Here is a 20,656-nt window from a genome sequence, read left to right as displayed (position 1 = left end):
TTATTTTGATAAAAATGAGGAGGTCGTTAAAATGAATGCAACATGGATTCAAGTAATTGTTGCCGCAGTATTTGAAGTGTTTTGGGTCATTGGCCTAAAGCATGCTGAAGGCTTTTGGGAGTGGAGTGGAACGGTTCTTGCGATCATCATTAGTTTCACCTTAATGATTATGGCAGGGAAAAAGCTGCCAGTAGGTACCGTCTATGCAGTGTTTGTCGGATTAGGCACCGTCGGGACTGTCTTTTCAGGTATTGCCTTTTTTAATGAGCCATTGCAAATGGCAAAAGTCATTTTGATCGTAATTTTATTGGCAGGCGTCATCGGATTGAAGCTGTCTCATCGGGAAAGCAATGAAAAGGGGGATGAATCGTAATGGCATGGGTTTCTCTCATGATAGCAGGGTTGTTCGAAATGTTTGGTGTGTTAATGATTAATAAGTTGCATAAAGATAAAAATTGGCAGTCCGTCGCGCTAATGATCATCGGGTTCGGAGCTAGCTTTCTATTTTTGTCTTACGCCATGAAACAATTACCGATGGGAACAGCATATGCAATTTGGACGGGTATTGGCGCGTCGGGAGGTGCGATTTTAGGCATCCTTTTTTATGATGAACCGAAGGATTGGAAGAGAATCTTTTTTATAGGCATGATATTGGGAGCAGCTGTTGGATTAAAGTTAATTTCTTAGAAACGATACTTGTGCACCACTCTATTCAGACAATAGAATTGCATACTCTATATAGAGAAGCTGATCAGGCCAATACTGATCAGCTTCTTGACGTATTAGGACTACTGGGTCAATGGAAGACCCTTACTAATAAAGATAGAGAAAGTTTTCAATCTAATGAGTCGTCTTTCTTTCAAGACAAGCCTTATTTTATTCATAAACAAAATATCTGTCGGATTGTTAAGAGATTTGTAAGAGGTTGTTAAGTGTTATGTAAGTGCATTTTACTATGATGGTGGATGTTCGGGGGGAGGGTAGATGAGAAAAATAATAGGAATTCTGTTGCTGTTGACAGGATTTTTGCTTCTTTTTTATCCGCAATTCGAAAGAAAGAAATTTGATGCGGATCAACAGGAGTTGATGAATGCCTTTGTACAATTAGGTGAGTGGGAAGAGCGGGAAATTGCAGAGTCAGAAAAACTGCAGGAAGAAGAGGATGTTATAGCCCCTCTCCAATTAGCGGATGGTGTAAAAGGTATTTTGGAAATCGATAAAATTGATTTGCAAATTGCTCTATTTGACCAGGCAACCGAAGAAAACCTCTTAAAAGGTGTTGGCATCATTGAACCAGAAAAGGAGATTGGTAAACAAAATATTGGCATAGCTGGACATCGCTCAACAACGAAGGGTAAGCAATTTAACCGTCTTGGCGAGTTAAAGGAGGGTGACCGTATCCAAATTAAGACATACGATGACACTTACACCTTTAATGTGACAAAAACTTATGTTGTACACCAATCCGAAATATCCGTCCTAAAAGACCAAACAGACCCCATGATTACACTTGTCACTTGTACCCCATTAGGCTCCCGCAATCCCCCAGACCGACTTATTGTGCAAGCGCAACTTATTGAGGGGGAAGAAGTAAAGTGACTTCCACCCTAATAGCTTCTAACCTTAATTTGAATTTTAGAAAGCGGGTATGGTATGAAAAAGATAACAGTTTTTGCGTTATTTCTGTTGCTCATCGGCCAAACGATATTAGGTCCACTTGCGACGGTTAGTGCAAGTGGAATAGGCAGTTCTCCAATAGTATTGAAGGAAAGTTTGGCAACGGATGAAAACGGCAGTTCATTTGGTGAAGAAAATCCATTGCAATTAGAATCTATCGTTATTCTTTCGTATGAATGGAACATTTCAGAAGAGGTTGAACAAGGCCAAACATATTCAATTCCTCTGCCAAATGGGTTAACCGGAATCGATACAATTGGTTTATTAGTTTCTGACAATAAAGCCATTGGTTCCTACAAGCTTGTTGGGAATAGAATTGTAGTTACAATCGATGAACAAATAGAAGTCTCGGTTTCAGGAACGCTTAAAGTCGAAGCAAAAGTGGCTGATGTAAATAGCTTCACTTTTGGGAATGTAACATACACCATAGCGGAAGAATCTTCAAACCAAGGTGAAGAAGAGACACCAACATCTGAACCGGCTCAAGAAAATGGAAATGAGATTGATCGTATAACAGACGAGTCAGAACAAGATGAGGAAATTGATAGCAAAATTCCTGAGGAAGATTTAGAAAGTAACTTTCCAGAAGATGGTTTGACCGATGAAGAGAAAGAAAATGAAGAAAACGGATTTTCGAAAGAAGTAGATCCGCTTGTTGATGATGGAATATCACAAGTGATCAAAGAAAACATTTTAACTGATTATGATGTAGAAGTTGATGATGATATGATCATTGGCATCACTTACGACTGGGCATTGCAAAATGGGCATGGCTATAAAGCAGGAGCGACCTATTCCTTTACTATCCCGCCTCAGTTAAAAGTATACAATACGGTTGATCGTGAGGAAATGCTGTTCAATGACAAAGTTATAGGCTACTTCTCCGTCTCCATAGATGGAACAGCAACGATTGAATTCACGGATGTCATTGAAAATTATTCAAACATAAGCGGCCATATCGAAGTATTAACTGAAATAAGAGAGGACGCAATCATTGTAGATGGCCGTATTACCATTACACCGATAGAAGGTAAGGAATCCTATACTATTCCAGTCAACTTCCAACCGGGGGGGCCAGCTATTGAGAAAAAAGGTATTCCAAATCGAACTTACAATGGGGATGTAATCACTTGGACCGTTGACTTCAACAAAACCATTGAGTCACTATCCAATGCAAAGTTAGAAGATGTCATACCTGAAGGTCAGCTTTTAAAAGAAGATTCCATGAAGCTCTACAAATTGAATGTGAAATGGAATGGGGATGTTGAGCTTGGAGAAGAAGTTGACTTCAATAAAGTTGGAGACTATGATTTCGCTTTGGAACTAGGTGATATCAACTCTGCCTACCGATTAGTGTATGAAACAGAAATTACTGATGCTGATAAAACAACATTTACCAACACTGCGATATTACAAGCGGATAATAAATCTGATGTGGACGCTACTGCTTCCGTTTCTATTCAACGCGGTAAACCATTAGAAAAGACAGCGAATCAATACAATAAGGCTGAGCAGTCAATTGAATGGGAAATTCGATATAACTACAATGAGAAGGCGATTAGTAAGGAGGATGCGATACTAAAAGATTTCTTTACAAACAGTCATGAGCTGATTGAGAATTCGGTGAAGGTTCATGAGATTACAATCAATTCTGAAACAGGCAAAGAATCCAGTTCAGAAGAATTTACTAATTTCATCCTTACAGAAGCGTCGAAAGAAGGAAAGAATGGATTCGTACTTTCGTTCAATCAAGATATCGAGAAAGCTTACAAGATCACGTACAAAACAAAAGCAAAAGAACGTGTTTACGAGAATACAGAAATCAAAAATGAAGTAGCGTCCGGCATTTATGAAACGGGTGAAGTCGGTCGGGAAATAGGCCCGCAAATTTTGTTTAAGAGCCACGGAACACCAAACTATAGGGATAAAGAAATCGAGTGGACGATTAGGGCGAACAGCGATCAGCATACAATGACGGATATCGTCATGGAAGATGTGTTTACAAACGCTGGACTGAGATTATTGCCAGATTCAATCCAAGTGACAGAAGGTCAAGTTCCGTTATCTTCAGGTACCCATTACATGATCACAGAAAACGCCGATGGGTTTACACTGACATTCAATAAAACGGTTGAATCGGAAGTTATCATTACTTACAAAACAAAGTTTGATTATGAGGCAAGAACGAATAAGGAGTTAAATTACTTAGAAAATAAAATAGGTATGACATGGAAAGATGCATCGGGCAATGAAAAAAATATAGAGGCCAAAGCGGCATTCACTCCGGATACTTATACACAGTCCAATGGTTTCAAAAATGGTTCTTATAATGCTGTTGATAAGGAAATCACTTGGAATGTAGGCATCAATTACAATTTACAAACGCTTGAGAATGCGTTTGTAGAGGATGTATTTGACGGCAACCAGAAACTAATAGAAGACTCCATTACGGTCTATAAAATGTCTTTAACTGGCGGGACAGATGGAGTTGAAATCGGAGAAGCGATTGAAGGGGAAGATTACAAAATTGACTACTTGGAAGAAAATAAATTCCGCGTAGTATTTATAAATAGAATTAGTGAACCGTATAAAATCGAATACAAGACATCGGTTGATGAAGTCTCTCTTGTAGCAAAACAATACAGTAATACCGCAACGCTAAATAGCAATGACATTGTGCATACTACCTTACATGCTACAGTTACGACACCGTTTGGCGGTAAATATATCGACAAATCAGGTAAGCAAAATGGTAAGGTCATTGATTGGCAGATCGACATTAATTTTGGAGAATCTAAAATTGAAAAAGCAAAAATCACTGATATTGTCGATGAACATCAATTGCTAATACCTGATTCTCTCAAATTGTATGAAGCAAGAGTAGTCTCCAACGGCAATGTGGAGCAAGGGGCACAATTAATTGAAGGGGAAGATTATACAGTAAGTTTTACAGATGAGTTAGACTCCTTTACCTTAAGTTTTACTGACACAATTAATAAGCCGTATATTTTACAATACCAAACGAGAATAATTGCAGCACCTGATACGGTTACTAAAAACAGTGCATTATTCCGTGGAGATGGAAGTCAAGAATTCCCTGCAACATCGGAAACTATTACGATTAAGAGAACAAGCGGGTCGGGAAGCGGCACTGGTGAGCTTGGCGGGTTGACTGTAATTAAAAAAGATGCAACGACTAACGAAGTCCTGAAAGGCGCTGCATTTGCACTTGTCGATCCTGAAAGTGGAGTAACCATTGCATCATCTATTACAGATGATAATGGCAAGATTGTTTTTGACAAGCTACTTTATGGAGTATATATATTAAAGGAAGTAGAAGCTCCTGAAGGATATATTGGAGTAGAGGATCGAGAAGTTACGATTGATACACCTTTTGAAAAAGAAAACGAAGAAAAGGCTGGAAATATAGAAACGGTATTGAATGAGAAGATCATCCATGCAGTGGAACTTACTAAGGTTGATGAAGAGAATAATGTTTTAAAAGATGCTGTATTCTCGTTGGAGAGAGAAACGGCAGATGGCTTTGAAACATTCACAACCAATTTGAGAACTGGCGAAGATGGATTAATCAAAGTAGACCAACTAAGTCCGGGAAAATACCGCTTTATTGAAACGAAAGCGCCAATCGGGTATCAGCTTGATACAACACCAATTGAATTTACAATTGGTGAAAAAGACACTAAAGTCAAGACCGTCCGCATGGTAAACTTGAAAACCGGTTCCGTCTTGCTCATCAAGCATGAAAAGGATAATCCAGATGTCCTTTTAAAAGAAGCAGAATTCAAGCTTCTTGACAGTGATGGAAAGGTGGTACAGTCGGATCTATCTACAGATTTGAATGGGGAACTTATCATCAACAACTTACAACCGGGAATGTATCAAATTGTTGAAACAAAAGCTCCATTTGGATACGAATTAGATCCGACACCGAGGGAATTCACACTGGAGGCCGGTAAATCAGATACCATCCGTATTTTAATTCCGAATGAGCTGAAGTTAGGCGGAGTCCAGTTAACAAAATATGATTTCTTAGACATGACTAAAGTGCTTGAAAACGTAAAATTTTCACTTCGCGATTCGAACGGAAATGAGTTAAGGCAACTTACTACAGACGAAAATGGGCAAATCAAAGTTGACGGTTTACGACCAGGTAAATACGAATTCATAGAAATCGAAGCCTTAGCGGGCTATGAATTAGACGAGACACCTATCGAATTTACGATTGAAACAGGTCAAACTGAAATATTGAATCTGTCTATGAAAAACAAGGCGTTAGGTCATGTTGTTGTTACAAAAGTGGACGATAAAACGAATCGAACGCTATCTGGGGCCGAGTTTACACTTATCAATGCAAATGGCGATCTCCTTCTCGAAAAACTCGTATCGGATAATGATGGGAAATTTGAAATTGATAGCCTATCTGCTGGCGATTATAAGCTTATTGAAACGAAAGCACCAATTGGCTATAAGAGACTGAGCAAGCCTTTTGAATTTACCGTTGAAGTTGGGCAAGAAGAAGGTTTAAATATTGTAATTAAAAATACCAAAAATCCAAGTGGCGGAGGAGGTGGTACTCCACCACCTGTAGACCCTCCTACGGATCCGAAAGAGCCAGGCGAACCGGGAGAACCAGGCAAACCAGGTGAACCAGGCGAACCAGGCGAACCAGGAAAACCGGGTGAACCGGGCAAACCGGGAGAACCAGGCGAACCGGGCAAACCAGGTGAACCAGGCAAACCAGGTGAACCAGGCGAACCAGGTAAACCGGGAGAACCAGGCGAACCAGGTGAACCAGGCAAACCAGGTGAACCAGGCAAACCAGGTGAACCAGGCGAACCAGGCAAACCAGGCGAACCGGGTAAACCAGGCGAACCAGGTGAACCAAGCAAACCAGGTGAACCAAGCGAACCAGGTGAATCAGGTGAGTCAGGCAGTACAGATAAGCCGGGAGCTTTAGGTGAATCTAACAATTCAAATAATCAAAGCAAACTGACAAAGCCTAACAAGCCAATAGGCAAGACGAATACTTCACCTTCATCTATCGTTAAGGAAGGAAAACTTCCGCAAACTGGAGAAGCATATCCAATTGGCACCATTACATCGGGAGTGGCTCTCATTCTATTAGGTGGTTGGATGTTATTGCGTAGAAGAAAAGTAGAACATAAAAGTTAAAAAACAGTATCTTATTCGTAAAAAGTCCCGATTTCAATTCAATAAGGCAGTTGGAATGTTACAATTCCAGCTGCCTTATTATTAATTTCTCGAATTAATGATACAATTAGTAATATACTTAACTATCCATCGGATAAAAATATCTCTAAAATTTCTCACTGATTGAAGAAGAATCGGCAACATCTCTTTGTGAGTATCCCCTATAGCAGCTAAACCACTAGTGAGGTGAGCATAATGTCAGATAGTTTGATAGATGAAAAAACCAATCTCGAAGCTCTTTTCAAAGTGTTAGATAAAACTTTTATGACTGTCCGCTTATCATGTGATGGAAAAATAATCGATGCAAATTTAAGTTTTTTAGATTTGTTTCAGTACAAATTAGATGAATTGTATAAAGAAAGCTACTGGCGATTGGTAAATAGTTCCTACGCTGACATACAAGAAATTTGGACGACCGTTATAGGTGGAGAACAATGGATAGGTGAAAGCTGTCTCATTACAAAAAACGGAGATATGAAATGGCTGGAATCAACGTTCATTCCCGTCTTACAGAAAGACGGAGAAATCTTACACATACTATCCCTTCATCTTGATAAAACTGACCAAAAATATGCGGAAAAATGGAAACGGCTTGCATGTCGCAACGAATTGACAAAGTTGCCGAACCGAAGAGCATTGATTTCCTCGATCGATACATTAATTTGTCAAACGGATCAAAATGATATGGAGTTTGCAGTTCTTTTTATGGATATTAATCAGTTTAAGTCGGTGAATGATAACTATGGTCATCATATTGGGGACTTGCTTTTAATCGAAGTGGGAAAACGAATGTTGCAGTTGCTGTTTTTAGACGGAAGGCTGTTTCATATAGGTGGGGATGAATTTATTATATTACTCGACCATAATAGTAATTTGGAAAATGCACTAAAATCCATTTTCGCTTTATTTGACGATGGCTTCAAATTGGATACACATTTTCTTCAAGTAAGTGTCAGCATAGGGATAAGTCAATATCCGAATCATAGTACGAATGCACAGCAATTGGTCAATTTAGCGGATCAAGCAATGTACGAAGCGAAGGCAACATCGAGGAACGAGTATCGTCTTTATGGGACAACTACTGTATTGGAAAATTGATAGATCCTTGCAGCGCATCTGCACAATCTGAGCGCAAGATAGATGCTTTCTTCACGCAGTTTATCAAGTGTTACACACCTTTCAATTTGCTGCTACCAAAACGCATCCTGTCTACAACCCATTTTTGAAGTTCTTATTTTCGGCTTTTGGTTGAATTAAAGGGCATTATTATTGAGATGGACAAGACTCCAACTAATTGATTTAACCCATAATTTACAACGTGCCCAATATGCGCGAACGTGAAGTGAACATGAAAATCCGGGGAGGTTCGCGCAAATTTCTCTTGAAATTATGAACTTTATATTCCTAATATGGGAAATAATGAATAAAAAATAGTCGCTTTTTGTATAAATACCTATTTTATGGTAAAAGAAAGAGGGAAAACCCTACTTTTTCGCTGTCGCACTCTATATGAGTGCGTGGATTGAAATGTCCCATTTACCGCGCAAAAAAGTTACAAACTCCGTCGCACTCTATATGAGTGCGTGGATTGAAATCCAAGTTAGAATTTGAATGTTATCTGATGTGTATCGTCGCACTCTATATGAGTGCGTGGATTGAAATGATAGATTTGTAGATCGTTGGTGGAAAAATCATGGTCGCACTCTATATGAGTGCGTGGATTGAAATTTTTATTTGTCCACTATCATCTAAGTAACCCAATGGTCGCACTCTATATGAGTGCGTGGATTGAAATTGCGACAAACTTGCGCGCGGACGCATAATGACGCTGTCGCACTCTATATGAGTGCGTGGATTGAAATGATATTCCACGGCTCTGGCGTAACCAAGTCGTCGCGTCGCACTCTATATGAGTGCGTGGATTGAAATGTCACGTCCATTGTCTTAACTTGCAATTCCCGCCCGTCGCACTCTATATGAGTGCGTGGATTGAAATCAACACCTTGACCGGAACGGACACTCACTTTTGGTTGTCGCACTCTATATGAGTGCGTGGATTGAAATGTCTTATCGATGCCAATTTGCATAGCTTCCAGTTTCGTCGCACTCTATATGAGTGCGTGGATTGAAATAAATCAACTGGTGCAACACCTTTGCGGTATAAAGCGTCGCACTCTATATGAGTGCGTGGATTGAAATTATGAGCGGTTAAATGTGACGTGAGGAGGCGATTGTCGCACTCTATATGAGTGCGTGGATTGAAATTACAAATGAGACGTACTTCTGATACTTGTCCGAGTCGCACTCTATATGAGTGCGTGGATTGAAATGGCTTGTCCTCCACATCCTCAACAGTGTGGATGTCGTCGCACTCTATATGAGTGCGTGGATTGAAATATCCCCGCCAGTCAGTTTTACGCGCGTCCGAACATCGTCGCACTCTATATGAGTGCGTGGATTGAAATCGCGCTCTCTTAATATATTGCGCAAACCTTGATGTCGCACTCTATATGAGTGCGTGGATTGAAATAGAATCTGAACATTGAGGGGGGATTGACGTTGAAGTCGCACTCTATATGAGTGCGTGGATTGAAATGCCCGGTTTAGTCGGCGCGCCATACTTGTCCGTCAGGTCGCACTCTATATGAGTGCGTGGATTGAAATCACCGACTGCCTGCCGAGCTTATACGCTTCTGCCGTCGCACTCTATATGAGTGCGTGGATTGAAATGTCTTGCGTGCGCGGCCCGTAATATTCTGTTGCCGTCGCACTCTATATGAGTGCGTGGATTGAAATTTTTTCGGCTTCGGCTCTTCCGGCGCTTCGTACTCGTCGCACTCTATATGAGTGCGTGGATTGAAATTGCGTCACCGCGAGCAAGTCCGCTTGTGTGTCGGGTCGCACTCTATATGAGTGCGTGGATTGAAATGCCAATATCAACCGTAATTTCCACACCATCGCCTGTCGCACTCTATATGAGTGCGTGGATTGAAATCATTGGGTACTACTAAACTCATTTTGTATTTCATCGTCGCACTCTATATGAGTGCGTGGATTGAAATACGCAATAAACGTTCACGCGCCGCTTGTTTTGCCGCGTCGCACTCTATATGAGTGCGTGGATTGAAATTGTAGTAGGCTGTATCTCTTTGTTATTCTTTTAAGGTCGCACTCTATATGAGTGCGTGGATTGAAATTAAAGTTTTTGGCAAGGACTGGCGCAAGGTATACGGTCGCACTCTATATGAGTGCGTGGATTGAAATACCGGATTGGTCAGGACCAAAAAGTACTGATTATCGTCGCACTCTATATGAGTTCGTGGATTGAAATTGCTGCCGACCGATTATTGAATGCTAGAAAAGTTCACCTGTCATGGTAAAAGCTTTGAAAGACTGTCTAACCAGTCTTCCAAAGCTTTTTTCTGTGAAAACAAAGGCTATCAATGTGTCGTTTTATGAGTTTATGCATGTTCAAAGCAAATGTTCATGTATGAATTGGAAGTAGTAACTCATGAATGTTTTATCTTTAATACTTCTCCCAATTTTTGGCGATGCCATTTTTTATGAATTTTATTTCAGATATCGAATTAAATACCTATCTATTTAACTATCAATTTGTTATAGTCAGATTATTGAAGTTTGGCAGCTTCAATAATTAAAAGTGGAGGAGATGGATCGATGAAGCGTTTATTAGTAGGTTTTTTAGCATTGTTTATGGCGCTCGCCATGACAGTACCGTTTTCTGCTCAAGCGGAGCAGTCTATCGAAACCGTCAAAGCTGCAGAAGCGACCGAGTTGAATGTAAGCCGTTCAGTTTTATCGTTAACTGAAATTCGAGATGTAACCATTGAGGCTGATTTTGGTCGGAAAGTTGATTTGAAAAACTTGCAGATCAATTTTGGCGGTAAGGCTTTGGCTGAATGGAAACAGTGGGATTCTGAAGTTAAATCTTATTCCGGAGATCCATTTATCCTTGTTAAAAAAGAACCTCATTATGTGGATGGTACGACAAAAATTGTAGCTGAATTGGAGTTTGGTTTGCCATTTGGCACCGCAGATTTATCGCCGAGAACGGTCCGTGTAATCTATAAGGAATTGCTTGGCGATTATGAGCTTTCTATAGTAGATTCGGATAGTGATATGAAGGCATCCACTACAGTAAAGTTGAATGTGTATGATGAATTCCTCGAATGGGATGAGATCAAGCCTTCCATCGACAAGATTTTTGAAGAGGCTAATGTACAGAATGAACGCTATTTACATTATGAAAGTCCTGGAAAAAGTGTAGAAGGCAAGGATATGCATCTTGTTGTACTTGCAAAGGATGAAGATGCTGTAACTAACTACTTAGAGAATGTATTGCCAATAGCGCTGGAAAATCCCGCAGAATTATTAGCAAAACTAAAAGATGGAACGATGGGTGAGTTTCAAGTCCCTGTCTGGTTTAACAATATTCACCCAGACGAAGTGGAAGGGATTGATTTTCAAAGTGAATTGCTAAAACGGTTTGCATTGGATACAGAAGTCTCTTTTACCACTACTGATGAAAATGGAGTAGATGAAGAAATTGTATTGAATGTTGATGAAGTATTAGATCATCTAATTTTCATTTTTAATTTTTCTCATAACCCGGATGGCCGTGTCCATAATACACGGGCAAATGCGAATGGGTTTGATTTGAATCGGGATAATGCATATCAGACACAAGTTGAAACGATTCAACTGAATCCGGTTATCGCAAAATGGACGCCTCTTGCAATGATGGAAGGACATGGGTATGTGAAAGGCTTCCTTATCGAACCCGCGACACCTCCTCATAATCCGAACTTTGAATATGATTTATTAATGGAAGGAATGATTCCGCAAGCGCATGCAATGGGACAGGCAGGAATCGGAAATTCCAATTTGACTTCCTATTTCTTAGCTTCTGAAGGATACAATGATGGATGGGATGATATGGGACCTTCCTATACACCTATTTTTTCAATGTTGCACGGTACGCTTGGACATACAGTAGAAGTGCCATCACTTAGCCAAGATGCGTACGATGCGATGGTTGGAGCAGGATTAGGAATGACCAATTATGTATTTGAAAACAAAGATGAGCTATATACTCGGCAACTCGAAATTTTTAAGCGCGGCATTGACGGCGAAGATAATCGAGCAGTGGATCCATTATTGACGAATGCAGCAGGTGAATCGATTGGTCGTGTACGTGGAGAACATGAAAATTTCTTTCCAGATTATTATGTGATTCCGACTGATAAGAGGAATCAGAAAAACGTGTCTGAAGTGTATAACATGGTAGACTACTTACTACGCAACGGTGTTAAGGTTGAGCAAACGACTGAAGATGTCAAAATTGGACCGACAACGTATCCGAAAGGTGCATATGTTGTGCCGATGAAACAAGCAAAAAGAGGGTTGGCAAACGCAATGCTATATGTCGGAGATGATGTATCTGATTGGGATGCAATGTACGATCCGGTTGTGGCTAACTTCCCAGCACTTAGAGGGTTTGATATTGTAGATGTGCGCATGGGCGATAAAGATGTTCTTGAGGATTTAACAGTGGCAGTGTCTGAAGTCACTGTGCCTGCAAGCGAGTTGGATGAAAGCAAAGCGAGACAAGTATTGAAGAATGTAAACAATGACACAATTAAAATGGTAAATGAGCTTTTGAAGGAAGGAAAACATGTAGGAATCATTCAAGAAGAGAAATTTGGATTCCAAAAAGGTGATTTCATTGTACGAACAGAAGACGTCACATCCTATGTAGATAAGTATTTATTCGAAGCAGTTGCATTGCCATCTTATCGTTATATTGAAACAAAATGGATTGCTCAACCGAAAGTGGCAAGTAATGGTTCAGATCAATTAATTTTCTCGTTGAATGAATTAGGTTTTGATTTGACCGATGAAGAGCAAGCAAGTGTTGTTGTTTCAGATTCCAATTTACCAAAGAATCTAGCTGGCAAGACATTTGTCGGGATTGGCAATAGTGTTTTGAAAGCTGTCCATGAAGCAAATTTACTTGAAGGATTTGACTATAAAACGACAAAAGGAGGACACGAGGGACTCATTAAAACAACAGTGAATGCCGAGCATCCGTTAATGGCTGGCTACCGACAAGAGGAGGTTTTCTATACAACCAGAGGATCATGGATTACGTCAGTTCCTGACAAAGCAGAAGTTTTGGCAACAGTAAAAGACGCTTCTGATTTTTTCATTGCCGGCTGGTGGCCTGGTCACGATGGTGCAAAAGGTCAAACTCTAGCCTTTACGCAACAATTGGACGATGCAACAATCACATTGTTTGCAAATGACTTAGCATTCCGTGCACATACAAAATATTATTATCGCATGCTTGCGAATAGCATCTATTCATCTGCTGATGAAGTAGAATCCCCTGAGAGGGAAGCCGATCAGTATGAATGATTGAGCAACCAATTGCATAATGGAAAAAGTAGCGATCTATTCATAACCACTAAAATAGTTCGCTACTTTTTATAGATTTAAATAATGTTCACTCTATAATTATTCAGTGTAGAGTGTATGAAACGACGTGCAATACTCATTCAAATTCGTGTTGGATAAGTATTTTGACAAACAATCTAATTTGAGAACGTATATTTTTTCCATACCTTTCTATAATCAATTCGACCATGATGATTTAATTTTATGTTGACGTAAGGGCTATCCGTAAGTTCATATACACTGTGAGAGCGATGAGTTAAAAAGAAAATGGCCCGTTCGGATTTTAAAAACTCTTCCATTTCATAATACGTTTGCCAACGAAAAGTTTCCTCTTGAGAACGTCTTATCTCTATCATTTTCCGAGTTATAAAATCCTTCATTTTCTCATCTAAACAAGGATAAATTGTCAAGTGAGGGGATTGCAATGCATTCACCGCTGATAGTAATAAATCACTACCGAGTGCAATTCCACCGACAAAAAGATCAAATGTTGACAAATTACTGTTGCTCATTATTTCTCGGGAATTAATTAAAGAAACTTGTGATGGGATTCCTATATTTTTTAGCTGTTCTGCAAGATCTTCAGCGGCCTTTGCATGATTAGCTCCAGTTCTTATTTGCTGGGCAGCAATTTGGAGCATTGGACCATCGTATTGTAAAGGTTTACTCCTACCAATTTGTTTTTTTGAGTTGTTAAAGAAAGTTGTGATAACAAACTAATTGATACGAATTCATTTTCTGACTGTTCATTACAAATATTTTCAGGATTAAGCATTTCACAAATTTTGTTTCGAAATTCTTTATTTCTCATAGGTCCATCTTTGTTGCAATTGAAAGTGATATAGGTTGCCCCTTCTTCAATGACTTTAACTTGCCTCCACTTCTCATTGGGTTGATTCAATAAAAAAGGGTGATCTGTTTTATGCTCCCATTCCTCAGGGGCTTTTATTATATCAATTCGATCCAACCAAGGTCTTGTAGCAAAGTAGTACCGATTTACTTCAAGCCGCACCATATTTTCATTATGCTGTGTTAAACGATAAGGACCACTTCCGACTGGAAAATTTGAAAACTTCTCTCCATCTGCTAATAGCAGTTCAAATGGTATAATGGATGCCTTCATAGAGGATAGGCTCCGAGGAAATAAATAATCCACTTCTTCTAATTCAAATATGATGACCCGATCATTGAGAGTAGTAATTTTTTTAATATTAATTAAAAAAGTTTTTTTCTTAATAAGGCGATCGAATGTTTTCTGGACATCTCTGCTTGTTAACTCTCGCCCGTGATGGAATAGAATACCTTTATTGAGATAGAATGTCCAATGTTTCCCATCATTTGATTCCCAATGGTGTGCAATACTTGGCAGCAGCTGCTCTGTTTTCGTGTCATACTCAACCAGCCTATCGAAAACTTGTTGTACCATATGAGCATCATGACGGGATGTAATATACAGTGGATCCATTGTTAAGTCAGTCTCATAGAAGGGATAACGAAGAATATCTAATGATTGGTTATCCTCATTTTTATGTAATAATCCTAAGCTTGAAGAGAACCATTTTCGAAACTTTTCCTTGCCAGGAAGGCTCATTCTATGCATTAATACAAATGCATCTTGATACTGCTCAGCTTTAATTCTCTTCTTTGTTTCATTTAAAAGCACTTCATCTTCATTCAAATGTAGTGTCAGCTTTGGCTTTTTACCTCTCCCTCTTTGCGTCTCCCAACTAATAACTTGATGATTATGTAGGTATTGAACAATAGTTTTCACATGTCTTTCAGAACAACACAGCAGATCAGATAATGCAGCAACTGATGTTTCTGTTGGTATCCCTTCAATAAAATGTTTTGTCAATATAAGCAGATGTTCTACATATTTCATGTACATTTCCCCCTTAGATAAAGGTGAACAATCTCATTGCATACGAACACTTTTTTCTTCATCTTTTATTATTCTATACTTTCGGTATGAGTACAAGGGAGGGGGAAAAGAAATGAAAACAGCTATCGGTAAACCTTCATTATGGAATAACAAAAATTTTCTACTATTATGGAGTGGTACTTCGCTATCAAGTTTTGGTATGCAAATGTACAGTATTGCGATTCCGTTGCTCATTTATGATTTAAGTAGATCGGCATTATCAATGAGTATAATGCGTGCGATAGAGTTTTTTCCAAATATCATACTTGGACTGATTGCGGGGGTTTTAGTCGATCGTATGAATCGAAAGAGAATGATGGTTTGGACATCTTTCATCCAAGCACTTTCTATGTTTGTTGTTATTCTATTGATGAATACAAACCAAATCGAAATATGGCATTTATATATGGTGGGTTTTGTTTTGTCTTCAGCAGGATACACATTTGGAAATGCAAATCATTCGGTAATCCCGCAAATCGTTTCAAAAGATCAACTTACTTCAGCAAATGCGAAGATGTCTTTAGTTGATACATTAATTAGGATGGTTGGACCTGGTATAGCAGGAATGCTCATTGCCGTATTTTCTTATGGATCTACATTCATCATTTATTTTTTCTGTTTAATCCTTTTATTGATTTGTATACAGTTTATTAAGGTGCCTTCTTTAAATAAGAATAAGGGCTCTGCCTCTATTTGGGCAGATTTAAAAGAAGGAATAGATGAGCTGTTTCGAAATAAAATATTATTGACGCCGACGATTACTATTCTCTTCATTAATTTTGCTTCGAGTCTTGTTATTGGGGTTCTTGTCTTCTTTGCAGCTGATGAGTTAGGTGCAACTTCTCAGCAGATCGGCTTTATGTTTACAATATCTGCAATAGGAGGCGCCATTGGATCCGCTGTCATTGGGAAAATAAGAAAGAGGTTTGGTAGAGGAGTAATTTATACATATTCATTGTTGTTTGATGTAATGGCAATGTTGATGCTTATTTTTGCTCAGACATGGTGGACTATCGGGATCTCACTTTCGATAAGGACATTTTCAACGACACTATCAAATATCGTCTATTTTACAATTAGACAAGAATTTACTCCGAACCATTTGTTAGGGCGAGTTGCGGGGACGTCATCAATGCTAATGAAATTAACATTACCACTTGGACTCTTCCTTTCGGGGCTATGGGCGGAATGGCTACCAATACGAATTTTGTTTCTCATTTCAATGTGTATATTTAGCCTTTTATTTATTCGACTGCTTTTTCACCCATTTCGAAATCTCGTTTAAGGTTCATTTGAAAACAATAGATCCAAAAGTGGGGTAGCGTTAAACTCACACCAAAAGAAATACCTCCCAAATAGGGAGGCATTCCTTCGGTGTGATTCAATTTATGTGATTAACTGAGATGGAGTAAGTGTTGTAGACCTTAGGCAATTGGTCTTCGTTTGCAGACGCAGTACCTTGAACTGAAAAACCTAATACAACTACAAGTAATAACGTCGCTACAATTTTTTTCATTATAAATCCTCCCATTTCTCAACTTTTCTATAAATATAGCCATATCTATTTGCCTCGCGGTAATAAATAGATGATAGCTTATATTTCCTATTTTGATAATACCATTCGGCGAGGGCAATGCAGTACTTATGGATGTATCGAAAGTCTTGAATTTCCTTGAAGTATTGAATTGCCGCCTCTGTTGTTTCTACCAAACCTTCTTCACTATGTAATGCTTTAAATAAATGAAAGTGATGGTAATACGATCGTAAACTTTCGTCATTTAATTTATGAAAAATAGCAAGTCCGATATTAGCCCAATGGTTTACTAAATCCTTATCATTCAGCTTAGAGTACTCCATGATTAGGCAGAAGATAGAAATGAGTTTTTCGCTTTCTTCTTTCTTACTATCTATGCTCTTCTTGAAGTATAAAATGGATTGTTCACTATTTCCCATCGTACTATTGAGTGTACCAATGTTATGGTATATAATTCCTTTTTCGTCATGCAGGTTAAAATCCTCACATATTTGCATGGCTTTAGAATATGCGTCAAGCGATTCTTCAAATTGTTCGCTTCGTTTACGGGTAATCCCAATAATTATATAACAGTCTAAAACTCTATTCATTTGTAAGTTTTTCAAGAAAAAGTCCATTGCTTTGCGAATGTAATCAATAGCTGTAAAGATATTTCCTTCTGAGGTATATATGATTGCGATCATATAGTTGAATTCGGCTCGTTCCCATTCACTCAGGGGAATGATATCTAATTTAGATACTATATCTTCGAAATAAGCGTTTGCTTTTTTCCGTATCCCTGACCCGTAATAAAACAACGCTTTATTCAACTGAAATAAATAAAGCTGATACGCATCAAACTGGTCCACCGAATGCTGCAATGCCTCGATTTCATTTTTGAGAACCTCGATATCTTCTCTAAGGATCAGCCTAAATCTCAACGTGATCAATAAATACGTATAATGTAAGGAATCATTTTCGAATAACGGACTATTTTGCTCCAAGTATGATAGTTTGTCCTTCGTAAGTTCGTCATTTCGTGAGGTGATGACGGTTTTATACGTATCCATGAGTAGCTTTTTGAACTCTAATTCGGTTTGTTCGTCGTTTTTTTGCAATTTGCTTGGATCTATGGCTAATCGGTTCATGAGGAGCAATGCAATTTCATCACTTGGCTCGATTAGGTTGCGTTCAATTTTGGACAAGTAGGAAGGCGTGCAAATGCCCTTGGCCAAAACGATCTGTTTCATTTCTTGCCGTACACGTTCTGCACGTATCAAATGACCTATTTTCATTCGCCAATCCCTCTCTCTATTAGCATAGTACATCTTTAGTATAAATCATATTCAATCAAAGTGAGAAATTTTTATTTGAAAACAGTGAAAAACGGCTGTTTTCGAAAAAAATGTCTCAACATGAATCTATTCAATTGTATAGTGCGAACATGTTACGTTATTTACACTAGGGAAAGGAAATCTCAAACAATCAAGGAGAGTGAAGGAATGAAGACTACACGAACTAACAATAGCTGCACAGATAAATTCCTGGACATCGAAATTGTGAAAATGAAGATGGAACTCTTGCAATTTGTAGAGAAGATGCAATCAGAAGGCTATTTAAAAACTGTCGATTATGAACAACTTACAAGTAGATTGACTTCCAAAGAGGAAGAATGGAATTTGTAAAAGCTGAACCCGAAAGATCTTTCTTGGTTCATTTTTTTATTTTAAGGGGCGGTATCGGACGATAATATGCCGATACCTATTCGTTATTATTTCTGTTTCCGAAGTAAATCACTGCCTATCTAACTGTCAATTTTATATAATCGGATTATTGCAGTCTATTTGACAGCGACAAAATAGGGGGAGGAGGCTTACGAGAGAAGCGGGAGAACATTAAGAAATAAGGGGTGGAATGGATGAAGAAGCGAATGAAATGGGTATTTGTTGTGCCGATCGCTCTGTTGCTATTCGTTAGCACGCTGCCGGGAGCGATACATGCGAAAGAGATTGACATGGATTATGGAAATTATCGGCAAGTGGCAACTGGATTAGATGGAATGGTGACGACAGCTCATCCTTTGGCATCACAAATCGGCGCGGATGTGCTCCTAAATGGAGGAAACGCCATTGATGCAGCGGTTGCGATCCAGTTTGCTTTGAATGTTACGGAACCTATGATGTCGGGAATAGGCGGTGGCGGATTCTTAATGTACTATGATGCAGAGGCAGATGAGACAATTATTTTGAATAGTAGGGAGCGTGCGCCTGCTGGGGCTACGCCTGATATGTTCTTAAATGAACAAGGCGAGCCGGTTCCATTTGCAGAAAGAGCAACTGGTGGAAAAGCGGTAGGTGTACCTGGAACGTTAAAAGGTTTGGAGGAAGCGTTAAATAAGTGGGGCACGCTTTCTATGGAGGAATTGATAGAGCCTGCCATCCAATTGGCGCGAGATGGATTCCCGATCGATTCAGTATTGGGAAATGCGATCGAAGAAAATAAAGCGATGCTATCGAAGACTGCAGCAAGAGATGTGTTCATTCCAAATGGACAACCTTTACGTGAAGGGGAACTTCTTATTCAAAAAGATTTGGCAAAGACCTTTGAGTTAATTAAAACTGAAGGAACGGATGCCTTCTATAACGGTGAAATTGGGGAAGCGATCGCAAATGTTGTCCAACAGTACGGAGGATCAATGACGACGGAAGATTTGTCTTCCTATGCAGTTACTATAGACAAGCCGATTTGGGGCGATTATAAAGATTATCAGATTGCAAGTATGCCGCCGCCAAGCTCTGGAGGAGTATTTTTGCTGCAAATGTTAGGGATCTTGGATGGCTTTGATTTATCGCAGTATGATGTGAAGTCTTGGGAGAAATATCATTTGTTAGCTGAATCAATGCATTTGGCATATGCTGATCGGGCTGCTTACGCGGGTGATCCGGAATTTGTCGATGTTCCGTTGGAAGGGTTGCTGCACCCAGATTATATACAGAAGCGCAGAGAGTTGATTGATTTGAAATCTGTTATCGCAACACCGACAGCAGGAAAGCCATGGGAGTTTGAAAATAAAGCGGTGGAGACAGTACTTGTTGAACAACCGAATGATGGACAGCCAGGTGAAACAACCCATTTCTCTGTTACAGATCAATGGGGGAATGTTGTCTCTTACACAACAACAATTGAACAACTATTCGGGACAGGAATTATGGTTCCGGGATATGGCATTATGCTGAACAACGAATTGACGGACTTCGACGCTGTACCGGGCGGAGCCAATCAGGTCGAGCCAAATAAGCGGCCGCTTAGCAGTATGACGCCTACTATTGTATTCAAGGATGGCAAACCGGTCATGACTGTTGGATCGCCTGGTGGACCGACAATCATTACATCAGTCCTTCAAACGATCATCCATTCCATCGAATATGATATGGAATTAAAAACGGCAGTGGAAGAGCCAAGGATTTATACAAATAATACGTCATCTTACCGATTTGAAGAGGGGATTCCAGAAGAAACGATGGAGCAATTGCGGAAAATGGGCCATCAATTCGGTGAGAAGCCTACTGTGATTGGGAATGTCCAAAGTATCTTGATTGATCAAAAAGAAGGAATTTACAAAGGAGTCGCCGATTCCAGCCGAAACGGAGCGGCAATTGGGATTCATTTTTAATAGAGCAGGAGTACAAAACCAGCCAATTCCTTATCGATGGCTGGTTTTTTTGTTGGTTCTATAATATTTGTTGGGGTATTCACACAAATTCAACAAAAAAAAGCACGTAATCACCATTTCTTTTATACTTGAATTGTCGGAAAACAAGTAAACGAAAGGTGAT

General features: G+C 39.3%; 13 protein-coding genes and 1 CRISPR repeat array. Of the genes, 9 read left to right on the top strand and 4 right to left on the bottom strand.

The features are described from left to right. Nucleotides 1–31 precede the first annotated feature (31 nt). From WFH04_RS11370 to WFH04_RS11345, 6 genes are all read left to right on the top strand, one after another. Entirely contained in the window at nucleotides 32–373 is a 342-nt protein-coding gene (locus tag WFH04_RS11370) for a DMT family transporter (RefSeq protein WP_336824173.1), read from the top strand. Further along, nucleotides 373–687, top strand: coding sequence for a DMT family transporter (locus tag WFH04_RS11365; RefSeq protein WP_336824172.1), 315 nt, complete (start codon nucleotides 373–375; stop codon nucleotides 685–687). The genes WFH04_RS11370 and WFH04_RS11365 overlap by 1 nt, the downstream gene beginning before the upstream one ends. 297 nt (nucleotides 688–984) lie before the next feature. Then, on the top strand, nucleotides 985–1,599 hold the full coding sequence (locus WFH04_RS11360) for a class D sortase (RefSeq protein WP_336824171.1): 615 nt from the start codon (nucleotides 985–987) through the stop codon (nucleotides 1,597–1,599). Nucleotides 1,600–1,653: 54 nt separating this feature from the next. Further along, on the top strand, nucleotides 1,654–6,870 hold the full coding sequence (locus WFH04_RS11355; RefSeq protein ID WP_336824170.1) for a SpaA isopeptide-forming pilin-related protein: 5,217 nt from the start codon (nucleotides 1,654–1,656) through the stop codon (nucleotides 6,868–6,870). 234 nt (nucleotides 6,871–7,104) lie between these two features. Further along, on the top strand, nucleotides 7,105–8,007 hold the full coding sequence (locus tag WFH04_RS11350; RefSeq protein ID WP_336824169.1) for a sensor domain-containing diguanylate cyclase: 903 nt from the start codon (nucleotides 7,105–7,107) through the stop codon (nucleotides 8,005–8,007). Between the two features lie 399 nt (nucleotides 8,008–8,406). Beyond that, nucleotides 8,407–10,240: direct repeats of the CRISPR family, unit length 32 nt; unit sequence GTCGCACTCTATATGAGTGCGTGGATTGAAAT. A gap of 347 nt (nucleotides 10,241–10,587) precedes the next feature. Further along, entirely contained in the window at nucleotides 10,588–13,347 is a 2,760-nt protein-coding gene (locus WFH04_RS11345; RefSeq protein WP_336824168.1) for a M14 family metallopeptidase, read from the top strand. 176 nt (nucleotides 13,348–13,523) lie between these two features. Here the strand turns inward: WFH04_RS11345 and WFH04_RS11340 are convergent, their stop codons facing one another. Then, entirely contained in the window at nucleotides 13,524–14,027 is a 504-nt protein-coding gene (locus WFH04_RS11340; RefSeq protein WP_336824167.1) for a periplasmic substrate-binding domain-containing protein, read from the bottom strand. After that, the gene (locus tag WFH04_RS11335) at nucleotides 14,000–15,268 is read right to left on the bottom strand and encodes an ABC transporter substrate-binding protein (protein ID WP_336824166.1); all 1,269 of its coding nucleotides are present in this window, start codon (nucleotides 15,266–15,268) and stop codon (nucleotides 14,000–14,002) included. Before WFH04_RS11335 ends, WFH04_RS11340 begins: the two co-directional genes overlap by 28 nt. Nucleotides 15,269–15,380: 112 nt before the next feature. Between WFH04_RS11335 and WFH04_RS11330 the strand changes: the two genes are divergently transcribed. After that, a complete protein-coding gene (locus tag WFH04_RS11330; RefSeq protein ID WP_336824165.1) occupies nucleotides 15,381–16,592 on the top strand; it encodes an MFS transporter in 1,212 nt (403 codons plus the stop codon). A 96-nt stretch (nucleotides 16,593–16,688) separates the two neighbouring features. Here WFH04_RS11330 and WFH04_RS11325 read toward each other — a convergent pair whose 3' ends face one another. Beyond that, a complete protein-coding gene (locus tag WFH04_RS11325; protein ID WP_336824164.1) occupies nucleotides 16,689–16,823 on the bottom strand; it encodes a hypothetical protein in 135 nt (44 codons plus the stop codon). Then, nucleotides 16,823–18,115 carry a tetratricopeptide repeat protein gene (locus tag WFH04_RS11320; RefSeq protein ID WP_336824163.1) on the bottom strand — a complete coding sequence of 431 codons (1,293 nt, stop codon included), beginning with the start codon at nucleotides 18,113–18,115 and terminating at the stop codon, nucleotides 16,823–16,825. The genes WFH04_RS11325 and WFH04_RS11320 overlap by 1 nt, the downstream gene beginning before the upstream one ends. Nucleotides 18,116–18,322: 207 nt before the next feature. Between WFH04_RS11320 and WFH04_RS11315 the strand changes: the two genes are divergently transcribed. Together WFH04_RS11315 and ggt are read left to right on the top strand one after the other, a co-directional pair. After that, nucleotides 18,323–18,505: a hypothetical protein gene (locus tag WFH04_RS11315; protein WP_336824162.1), complete on the top strand. Its 183-nt coding sequence runs from the start codon at nucleotides 18,323–18,325 to the stop codon at nucleotides 18,503–18,505. Between the two features lie 233 nt (nucleotides 18,506–18,738). After that, complete coding sequence (gene ggt, locus WFH04_RS11310; protein WP_336824161.1) at nucleotides 18,739–20,493, top strand: gamma-glutamyltransferase; 1,755 nt, start codon at nucleotides 18,739–18,741, stop codon at nucleotides 20,491–20,493. Nucleotides 20,494–20,656: the final 163 nt, after the last annotated feature.

This window comes from Sporosarcina sp. USHLN248 (genome assembly GCF_037144575.1).
Taxonomy (GTDB): domain Bacteria; phylum Bacillota; class Bacilli; order Bacillales_A; family Planococcaceae; genus Sporosarcina; species Sporosarcina contaminans.
This window is presented reverse-complemented; position numbering and strand designations above follow the sequence as displayed.